The following is a 9,643-nucleotide window of genomic DNA, read 5'->3' on the forward strand; positions in this document are numbered from 1 at the left end:
AGTTGCGGCCGAGTTCGACGTCTTTTTCGTCGAAGAGGACGTCCTGGCCGAGGGGTGCGCTGCGCATGGTGCCGAAGCGGAGGGCATCGGCGCCGTAACGGTCGATGAGGTCGAGCGGGTCGGGCGAGTTGCCGAGGCTCTTGCTCATCTTGCGACCGAGTTTGTCGCGGATGATGCCGGTGAAGTAGACGTTGCGGAAGGGCACGTCGTTCATGAAACGGAGGCCGGCCATGATCATGCGGGCGACCCAGAAGAAGATGATGTCGGGGCCGGTGACGAGGTCGGTGGTGGGGTAGAAGCGGCTGAGGGTGGGGTTTTGACGGTCGAGGTCTGGCTGGCCGGTCCAGCCCATGGTGGCGAAGGGCCAGAGCCAGGAGCTGAACCATGTGTCGAGCACGTCGGGGTCTTGTTCCCATCCGGTGGAGGTGAGTTGTTCCTGAAGGGCGGGGTTGGCGGTGGCCACGATGAGGGTGAGGTTGTCGCGGCGCCAGGCGGTTTCCGGGTCCCGAGCGGGTAGTTGGTTCAGGGCGGCTTCGAGGGTGTGGATGTCCGGGAAGGTGCGGGTCCAGACCGGGATGCGGTGGCCCCACCAGAGCTGACGGCTGATGCACCAGTCTTTGAGGTGGGTGAGCCAATGGGTGTAGGTCTTGACCCAGCGGTCGGGGTGGAACCGGATTTGTCCCTGCTCGACGACCTGACGTGCGCGTTCGACCTCGGGGTAGCGGAGGAACCATTGTTCACTGAGTCGGGGTTCGATGGGGACGTGGCTGCGCTGGCTGTAGCCGACCCGGTGGGTGTAGTCCTCGACTTTGACGAGGAAGCCGAGTTTTTCGAGGTGGGCCACGACGGCCGTGCGTGCCTCCATGCGGTCGAGGCCGGCGAAGCCGTCGCCGGCTTCGGGGGTCATGCGGCCGTCCGGGCCGATGACGACGGTGAAGGGCAGGTTGTGGCGGAGGGCGATTTCGTAGTCGGCCGGGTCGTGGGCCGGGGTGACCTTGACGCAACCGGTGCCGAACTCGGGATCGACGGCTTCATCGGCGATGACGGGGATGGGTTTGTTGCGCAGGGGCAGCAGGACGCGCCGGCCCACGAGGTCGCGGTAGCGGGCATCTGCGGGATGGACGGCCACGGCTTCGTCGCCGAGCATGGTTTCGGGTCGGGTGGTGGCGACGACGACGTGGCGGTCGGGCAGGGGCCGGCCCTGGTCATCGAGCAGGGGGTATTTGAGATGCCAGAGGTGGCTTTTTTCCTCGACCCATTCGACCTCCTCGTCGGAGAGGGCGGTGCGGGCGGCGGGATCCCAATTGACCATGCGGAGGCCGCGGTAGATGAGTCCGTCGCGGAACAGCGCGACAAAGACCTTCTGGACGCAGCGGGAATAGTCCGGGTCCATGGTGAATCGGAGCCGGGACCAGTCGCAGGAGCAGCCGAGGCGTTTGAGTTGCTGGATGATGATGTTGCCGTGTTTCTCCTTCCAGGCCCAGACGTGTTCGAGGAATTTTTCGCGGCCGAGGTCTTCACGATGTTTCATCAGGCCCTGTTTGCGCAGGGTTTTTTCGACGACAGCCTGGGTGGCGATGCCGGCGTGGTCGGTGCCCGGCAGCCAGAGGACTTCGAAACCTTCCATGCGGGCTTTGCGGGCCAGGATGTCCTGGATGGTGTTGTTGAGCACGTGGCCCATGTGGAGGACGCCGGTGACGTTGGGTGGCGGGATGACGATGGAGTAGGCCGGTTTGGGGGAGGCCGGGTTGGCCGTGAAAAACCCGCTCTCTTCCCAGGTGGTGTACCACCGGGTTTCCACCGCCCGTGGTTCGTAGGCTTTCGGAATGTCACTCATGGCCTGTGCACTTTAGCGAAGGGCATGCGACCGGGGCAATGCCGGCTCCGGTTGGCCGGTCCGGGTCAAAAGGGGCCGAGGTTGGCGTCGGGGCCTGGACGGGTACCGTGGGGAAGGGGTTCGCTGTGGGGGCGCTGCTGGGTGTTATGGCGGGGATGGTTCGAGGAGTTTTTGGAAGGCCGGGTTTTGGGCGAGGTGTTTGAAGCGCGGGTCCTGGCGGGCGATCTGGCGGAGGTTGGAGGCGTTGGCATTGGTTTGGATGCGGGCGTCGCTGAGTTCGAGGGCGCGGCGCAGGGCGGGGATGGCCTCGGCGGGCTTTTGGAGGATGGCTTTCATGGCGGCCAGGTCGTACCAGGCCTCGGGGTGGGTGGGATTGATCTGGACGAGCCGTTCGAGTGTGGTTTCGAGCCTGGGATAGTTGCCCAGGGAGACGTAGGCCTGGGCGACGGCCAGGAGGGCCCCGGCGGGCGCCTGGGGGTGATGGACAATGCCGTCGAAGACTTCGAAGGCGCGGTTGGTTTGGCCGAGGGAGAGGTAGGTGGCCGCGAGGTCGAGGGCGTTTTGGAAGTCGGCGGGGTTGGTGGCCAGGGTACGTTCCATGGTGGCGAGGTCGGGGGTACCGGGCAGGAGCGCGGTGGGACCGACGTCGCGGACGGTTCGGAGTCGCTGGGCCAGGTCGCTGACCTGTTGGTTGTAGGGGTCGAGTTTGCGACAGGTTTCGGCGATGAGATAGGCGTCATTGTAGCGCTGGAGGGAGATGAGGAGCTGGCAGTAACGGAAGACGGCTTCCGGGCTGTAGGGGCAGAAGGCGAATGCCTGGCGGAAGGCGAAATCCGCCTCACGGATCATGCGGTCCCGGACGGCCGTCCAGTGGGCGATCTGGGCTTTTTGGGCGGCGGGGTCGGGCAGGGGATTGGCCTGGAGTTGGGCGAGCCGGTTGTTGGCCTCGGCGACGCGCCATGCGTAGACGCCGGCGATGGAGCTGCGGAGTTTGGAGAAGGATTTTTGGGCCTGGTCGTCCCGGGCGAACTTGGGGTCGCCCTTGAAGTCGGCGAAGTTGCGCCGGAGATAGACGCGTTCGGCCCATTCGGTGATCTGCCGGACGGGGGTGTCGTAGGTGATCCAGTTGCCGATGAGCCGTTCGGAGTAGTGGGACCAGAAGTGGTGGTCGCGGGCGAGGATGTCCTCGGTCAGTTCGGGCAGGGGCTCGCGGTTGACCTTCATGATGATGCCGAAGGGCACCAGGTGGGGGTACATCCAGTCCAGGGGGAAACTTTCCTCGACGTAGAATTCGTGGTCGGGGTTTTTGTCGAACATGACCTTGGCGATGAGGCCGTTGATGGCCATGACGGAGACCTGGCCGGAGACCTGGATTTTTTGGTCGGGGCCGGTGCCGACCAGGGATACGTTTTCGCCCGGTTTGAGTTGGTTGAGCCGGAGCCGGCGTGCGGCGTCCTCGATGTACTGGTTGAAACACCGCTGGGAGTCTTCCGGGCTGGCGATGTAGATTTCGAGGTCGGGGTAGACGCCACCCTTGCTGCGGGCCAGCAGGCCCGGATAGGCTTCTTCGAGCAGGAGCCGGTTGAGTCGGATGCGCGTGTGGAGGCGCGGGTTTTGACGGATGAATTTTTGGACGTGGTCGGAGAGTTGGACGTGGGCGAAGCGTTGGGGTGTGTAGAGGGGTTCAAGGTTTTCGAGGGCTGCGATCCGGTCGCGGAGTGAATCCAGCTGGCGTTTCTGGCGCGGCGTGGGTGTCAGCCCGAGCAGCTTGTCCTCCAGGGCGGCCTTTTGGGCGCGGAGTTTGGCCAGTTGCTGCCAGGCGTTGTATTCGCGTTCCAGGATGGCGTTCAGATCGCGGGCAAGGGCTTTGAGGTCGGGGGTGGGGCCGACGAGGCTTTGCCGGGTTCGTTCGCTGAGGTTCGTGTAGAGGAAGGCGGAGACGGGGTCGGCCTGAGCCCGGAGCTTTTCCACAAACCCGGGGAGGAAATCCCCGGGGTTGAAGTAGGAGGAACCGGCCCGACGCCGTTTTTCGACGGCGTTACCCAGTGCGGTGAGGGGCCGGTCCAGCAGGAGACAGGCCAGCCGCGCCAGAAGGTTGGTTCGGTAATTGGCGCGCGATTCCTCTTCACTGCGGAGCAGTTCCTGGAAGAAGGGGGTGTCGTATTTGACCTGCTCGCTCTTGTTGTAGTGGGCGCGGATGTACATCAGGTAAGTGCCGTCGGCGAGGGCGTTTTGGGTGATGATGTAGACGTCGCGGCGATCGAACTCGGGGTCGCGCGGTTTGCAGCGGGGCGGGATGAAACTCTCGCAGAAGATGGTGTAGGTGGGACAGAACCGGCCGGGATCGGTGCCGCCGTAGAGGACCGCGTGGCGGGCCATTTCGGGGTAGACGAATCGGCTTTTCTCCGGATCCTTGAGGTACTGCTCGCGCAGGTTGCGGTCGTAGGTGAGTTTGCCGTCGGGGCCGACGAAGGGCGGACAGAACATGTCGTGGCCGAACCAGTAACCGAAGAGGTGACCGCGCTGCTCGTTTTCGAACCAGTTGTTCATGAAGGAGTAGGCGGGCATGAGGGCGAACATGGCCAGGGTGATGGCCAGGGGCGCACGCCGACGGTAGATGGCGCAGCCGGCGATGAAGGCCAGGGTCATGCCGACCAGCATGAGGCCGGCGTAGATCGTGAGGCCGTACTGGTGCGGTTGAAACGCGCGGGCGATGCCGGTGAAGAAGAGCGTCAGGGGACCGACGTCGGGTTCGCCACCGAAGAGCTCCTCGATTTTGAAACTCAGGCCCATGATGGCCAGGGCGAGGGCGACGCCGCCGCCCCAGAGACCGTGGATGCGGAAGGAGGCGAAGTGGGTGGCCATGTAGGCTGCCACGAGGGTCAGGCCGTAGCCGACCAGCAGGGCTACACAAACGTGGGAGGCCGTGAAGAAGACGCGGATCAGTTCGCGTGCCGCGCGGTCCGGGGGCGGGTTGAGGAGGATCATGAGCAGCACGCCGAGGCAGAGGTAGATGGCGGTGATGCCGACGATCCATGCCCGTTCGCGTTGTTGCATGCGGCGCAGGAAGAGGAAGGGGACCAGGGCAATGAACATGAAGACCCAGCTGAACTCGTTGGCCACGCCCTCGATGAGCATCCCCAACTGCATGAGGAATCGCTGGGGATCGGTGATGAAGTTGGTGGGGTTGGCTTTCTCGTACTGGCCGCGGGTCAGGGCGTGCCAGAAGCCCTCTTCGGTCCGGGGATAACCCCATTGCATGGGGGGATTGGTCATGCCGGCGATGGGCATGTAGAGGTAGAAGGAGACCCCCAGCAAGAAGAGCAGGCCGCAAACGAGGACGGGTTTCCAAAAGGTGCCCAGCCGTTGGGTCTTGTGGAACAGCCAGAACAGCGTCACCAGGGAACCGACCCCGACCATGTTGAAGATGACGAACATCATGTTGAGCTGGCCGGGCCGGCTCTCGAAGGTGGGCAGTTTGCCCATGGCATAGGCGACGAGGCCCAGCAGGTAAACGATGCTGTTGGCCAGCATGAAATCGCGGCCGAGGGCGGGTCGGGCGGCGATGATGGCGACCTCGATCCCCATGGCGGCCACCAGAAGGGACTGGTGGTTGGTGAAGCAGATGCCGAACATGAAGAAGGCCCAGTAAAGGTAGCGCCACTGGTCCGGTGCATAGATCCACCGGAGCAGGAAGAGCAGGACCAGCACCAGGGAAAGCACGCTCAGGGAATAGACCTCGACGATGATGGACTGGCTCCACATGAAGCCGTTGAAGCCGAGCAGGCCACCGGCGACGAAACCCGAAACCATGCAGATGGCGCTCTCCCAGCGGCCGGTCATGGCTTTGAGTTCCTCCAGGCCTTCCATGAGCATGCTGCTGCCGCGGGAGACCAGCAGGCCGAGGAATCCGCAGGCGAGGGCTCCGGCGAAGGCGCTCGCCAGGGCTACGCGCCAGGCGATGTTCGACCAGGGCAGGTGGGTCCAGAGCCAGGTGTACAGGGTCCAGACGGGGTAACCCGGCGGATGCGGAATGCCGGCGTAGTAGCTGGCCACGGCCAGTTCCCCGCAGTCTTCCAGGGTGAGGTCCGGCGCGAGCGTCCAGAGATAGCCGAGGAAGACCGTCAATGCCGTGACCGCGAAGGTGAGCCAGTCCACCGGCCGGAACAGGGGCGGCAGCTCGGGCTGTGCGGCCCGGATGGCGCCCGCGCCGGGCGGGTTCGTGGTTGCGCCGGTTTTTTCCACACCGGTTGGTTTGTTGCTTACCATGCGGTTGAACGATTGTTGGCGCGATGTTTTTGAACGGTGCATCACTAGACCGGAGCAGCGGTCCGTTTGTCCATTCAAAAGTGGGCGGTGCACGGGCGGGGTCGGGACACGGACGGCCGGTGTGGGCAGGAGGGTGAACCGGGGCGGAGCCGGTTGTTCAAGTCGGTTGATTGAAGGCCGAGGGCTCCGGCCCTGACATCCGGGGTCGTGACCGGCGTGCCGTGCACCTGCAGGTTTGAATGATCGGGCACCATCGCAAGGTATGGACCGGACGGGGCGGGCGAATGCTCAAAGGCCGGCTGCACGCGGGGGCGTCGGGGCGCGCGAGGGATTCGGGTCGGGTGGGATTGGAGCGGAGGCGGAGGTGGCGGCCTTGCTGGGGGGTGGGGCGTGCGGGTAGTGTGGGCGGGCCGATGGCGGTGCGCCATGGGGATCGGCGCGTCAGAGGCATGGGGACATGATCCTGTTGATCGACATCGGGAACACGCACACGCACGTGGGATTGGCCGGTGCGGAGCGTGTGGAGCGGCAGTGGGAGATACCTACCCGCGATTGGCGTTCGGGTCGGGCGACGAAGGCGTTGCGGTCCGGGGTGGGTCGGCGTCAGGTGACCGGTGCGGTGTTGGCGAGTGTGGTGCCGGCGGTGACGCCGCGGGTGCGATCGGCCGTGCGGCGTGGCTGGGGAGTCCGGCTCCTGGAACTGCATGCGGGCACGCTCCGGGGGCTGGCGTTGGATTATCCGCGGCCCGAGACGGTGGGTGCGGATCGGCTGGCCAATGCGCTGGCGGCGTGGCACCGGTTTGGGGCGCCGGTGGTGGTGGTGGATTTTGGGACGGCGGTGACGTTTGACGTGGTGGATCGCCGGGGGTGTTATGTGGGGGGTGTGATTGCGCCGGGGCTGGCGGCGATGACGGATTATTTGCATGAGCGGACGGCGTTGTTGCCGCGGATTCGACTGCGGCCGTGCGAGAGGGTGGTGGGGCGGAGTACGGAGGAGGCGATGTTGGCGGGGGCGTTTTTCGGGTATCCGGGTTTGGTGGAGGCGATCCTGAAGGGGATTCGGAGGGAGTTGGGCGTGCGGCGGCTGCCGGTGGTGGCGACCGGCGGGTATGCGGCGCTGATGGCGGAGCGGGTTCGGGGGATTCGGGCCGTGTGCCCTGATTTGACCCTGGAGGGGCTTCGATTGACCTGGCAGGCGCATTACGGTCCGGGGAAGTGACCGTGGCCGCTGCGGGGTCGGTTTAGTGGGACATGGTCAGGACGAGCACCTGTTCGAGGGTGGACAATCCCTGGCGGGCGCGTTCGAGGGCCACCATGCGGAGGGTTTTCATGCCCTGTTGGATGGCGACCTGACTGATTTCGTGGGAATTGGCGCGGGCGATGATGAGTTTGCGGATTTCGTCGGTGACGGTCATGGCTTCGATAATGGCCATGCGGCCGGAGTAGCCGGAGTTGCGGCAGCGCTCGCATCCGCGCCCGCGGTAGAGGGTGACGCCGTCGAACAGGGCGGGGTCGATGTTGAGGTCCTGGAACATTTTGGGCGGGTAGGAGACGGGTTCCTTGCAGTGGGAACAGATTTTGCGCATGAGGCGCTGGGCGCAGGAGAGGATGACGGAGGAGGAGATGAGGAACGGTGCGATGCCCATTTCGTCGAGGCGTGTGATGGCGCCGGCGGCGTCGTTGCAGTGCATGGTGGAGAGGACCTGGTGTCCGGTGAGGGCGGCTTCGATGGCGATTTCGGCGGTCTCGGCGTCGCGGATTTCGCCGATCATGATGATGTCGGGGTCCTGGCGGAGGATGGAACGGAGGGCATTGGCGAAGGTGAGGCCGATTTCCTTGCGGACGGGGACCTGGTTGATGCCGGGGATCTGGAATTCCACCGGGTCTTCCACGGTGATGATGTTGTAGATGGGGCTGTTGAGTTCGTTGAGGGCGGAGTAGAGGGTGGTGGTTTTGCCGGAGCCGGTGGGGCCGGTGACGAGGATGAGTCCATGAGGTGCGTCGATGGCGGCTTTGAACCGGCGGTAGGTGTCCTCGTCCAGCCCCAACTGGTCGAGGCTGCCCGAGAGGTTGGATTTATCGAGGACGCGGAGGACGACCTTTTCGCCGTGGACGGTGGGGAGGATGGAGACGCGGAGGTCGTAGTCCCGGCCGCCGACGCGGACGCGCATGCGGCCGTCCTGGGGCAGTCTGCGTTCGGCGATGTCGAGGTTGGACATGATTTTGAACCGGGAGACCAGCGGGAGGTACATGCTTTTGGGGGGCGGGGTGACGTCGTGGAGGACGCCGTCGATCCGGTAGCGCAATCGGACGGTTTTTTCGAAGGGTTCGAGGTGGATGTCGCTGGCGCGTTCCTTGATGCCCTGGACGAGGATGAGGTTGGCCAGTTTGATGACGGGGGCCTCCTCGCTGGAGGCGGCCAGTTGGTCGAGGTTGACCTCTTCGACGGCGTCGCGGGTGACCTCGACCTGGTCGGCCTCCGCCTCCGCCTCGGCCTTTTGGGTGTCCTGGATGAATTGTTCGATGCTGCCGCTTTTGGCGGCGTCGAGGCTGCTGAGTTTGTCGAGGATGGCGCGTTCGGGTGCGATGAGCGGGTGGACCTCGAGTTTGGTGGTGCGTTTGAGGTCGTCGAGGGCCAGGACGTTGAGGGGATCGGCCATCGCCACGAACAGTTTGGAGTCGAGCCGGGCGATGGGGATGACCTTGTGATTTTGGGCCAGGTCGCGCGGGATGATTTCGGCGACGTCGAGGGGGATCTGAAGGCGGGCGAGGTTGACGGGCGGGACGTTGAGGACCCGCCCCATGGAGACGACGAGGTCGGTTTCGCTGACGTAGCCCCTGTCCTGGATGAGTTTGACCAGGCGCGCGCCGTCCTTGCGCTGGAGTTCCAGCAGCTCGGCGACCTGTTGGGGGGTGAGGAGGCCGTCCTCGACCAGTGCGTCGGCGATGCGTTCCCCGAATGTTTTGATGGGTGGCATGGCGGGTTATCGAAAGGCGGTGCGGAGGTATTTGAGGAGGTCGGCGGGTGCGGCCAGGTACCACTGGAGGCGGTGATGCCAGACGGTGCCGAGTTCGCGGATGGCTTCCTGGTTGAAGGGGTTGGCGGTGGCCACCAGGAGGGTCCGGCCCAGGGTGTCGAAGGGGAGGATACACCAGCGCCGGCACAGGGTTGCCGGGAACCGGCGGGTCAGGTCCACGTCCACGTCGTACCGGTCCAGGGGCAGATAGGCGAGGCGGCTGCGGTCCACCAGCAGTTTGAGGGAACGTTCGACGGGGACGAGGCCTTTTTCGTGGAGGATCTGGATGAACGGGGGCACCGGTTCGGCGGGTGGGCGGGAAAGGTCGGGCTCAGGCCAGCAGGCGTCGAAGTCCGCCGGGGCGATGATGCGGCCGTCGACGAAGATTTTGCGCATGGCGGAGCGGCCGTCTTCGACGGCGAGGGCGAAGGAGGGAGTGGGTGTGGGCGCGGGGGCGGGACGGGGACCGGATTTGGCCGGGGTGAAGTCGGTGTCGGTGGCGGGGGTGGGGGGGGCGAGG

5 protein-coding genes are annotated in these 9,643 nt (G+C 65.0%); 1 reads left to right on the plus strand and 4 read right to left on the minus strand.

The window, feature by feature from the left end:
* Together G4L39_RS14970 and G4L39_RS05205 are read right to left on the minus strand one after the other, a co-directional pair.
* Positions 1-1,837 (minus strand): valine--tRNA ligase (locus G4L39_RS14970; protein ID WP_240893813.1); only part of this gene is annotated, 1,837 nt, incomplete at its 3' end.
* A 144-nt stretch (positions 1,838-1,981) separates the two neighbouring features.
* A complete protein-coding gene (locus G4L39_RS05205; protein WP_165106444.1) occupies positions 1,982-6,106 on the minus strand; it encodes a glycosyltransferase family 117 protein in 4,125 nt (1,374 codons plus the stop codon).
* A gap of 457 nt (positions 6,107-6,563) precedes the next feature.
* Between G4L39_RS05205 and G4L39_RS05210 the strand changes: the two genes are divergently transcribed.
* Entirely contained in the window at positions 6,564-7,325 is a 762-nt protein-coding gene (locus G4L39_RS05210) for a type III pantothenate kinase (protein WP_165106445.1), read from the plus strand.
* Between the two features lie 22 nt (positions 7,326-7,347).
* Here the strand turns inward: G4L39_RS05210 and G4L39_RS05215 are convergent, their stop codons facing one another.
* Positions 7,348-9,084 carry a GspE/PulE family protein gene (locus G4L39_RS05215; protein WP_165106447.1) on the minus strand — a complete coding sequence of 579 codons (1,737 nt, stop codon included), beginning with the start codon at positions 9,082-9,084 and terminating at the stop codon, positions 7,348-7,350.
* Positions 9,085-9,090: 6 nt separating this feature from the next.
* Positions 9,091-9,643, minus strand: a 553-nt coding sequence (locus tag G4L39_RS05220; protein WP_165106448.1) for a GspE/PulE/PilB domain-containing protein, incomplete at its 5' end; no start/stop codon positions are given.

Origin of the sequence: Limisphaera ngatamarikiensis (assembly GCF_011044775.1) — a bacterium.
Lineage (GTDB): Bacteria > Verrucomicrobiota > Verrucomicrobiia > Limisphaerales > Limisphaeraceae > Limisphaera > Limisphaera ngatamarikiensis.

Coding starts and splice junctions, on each gene's coding strand:
- G4L39_RS05210 (WP_165106445.1), top strand. CDS start 6,564: ATGATCCTGTTGATCGACATCGGGAACACGCACACGCACGTGGGATTG.
- G4L39_RS05215 (WP_165106447.1), bottom strand. CDS start 9,084: ATGCCACCCATCAAAACATTCGGGGAACGCATCGCCGACGCACTGGTC.
- G4L39_RS05205 (WP_165106444.1), bottom strand. CDS start 6,106: ATGGTAAGCAACAAACCAACCGGTGTGGAAAAAACCGGCGCAACCACG.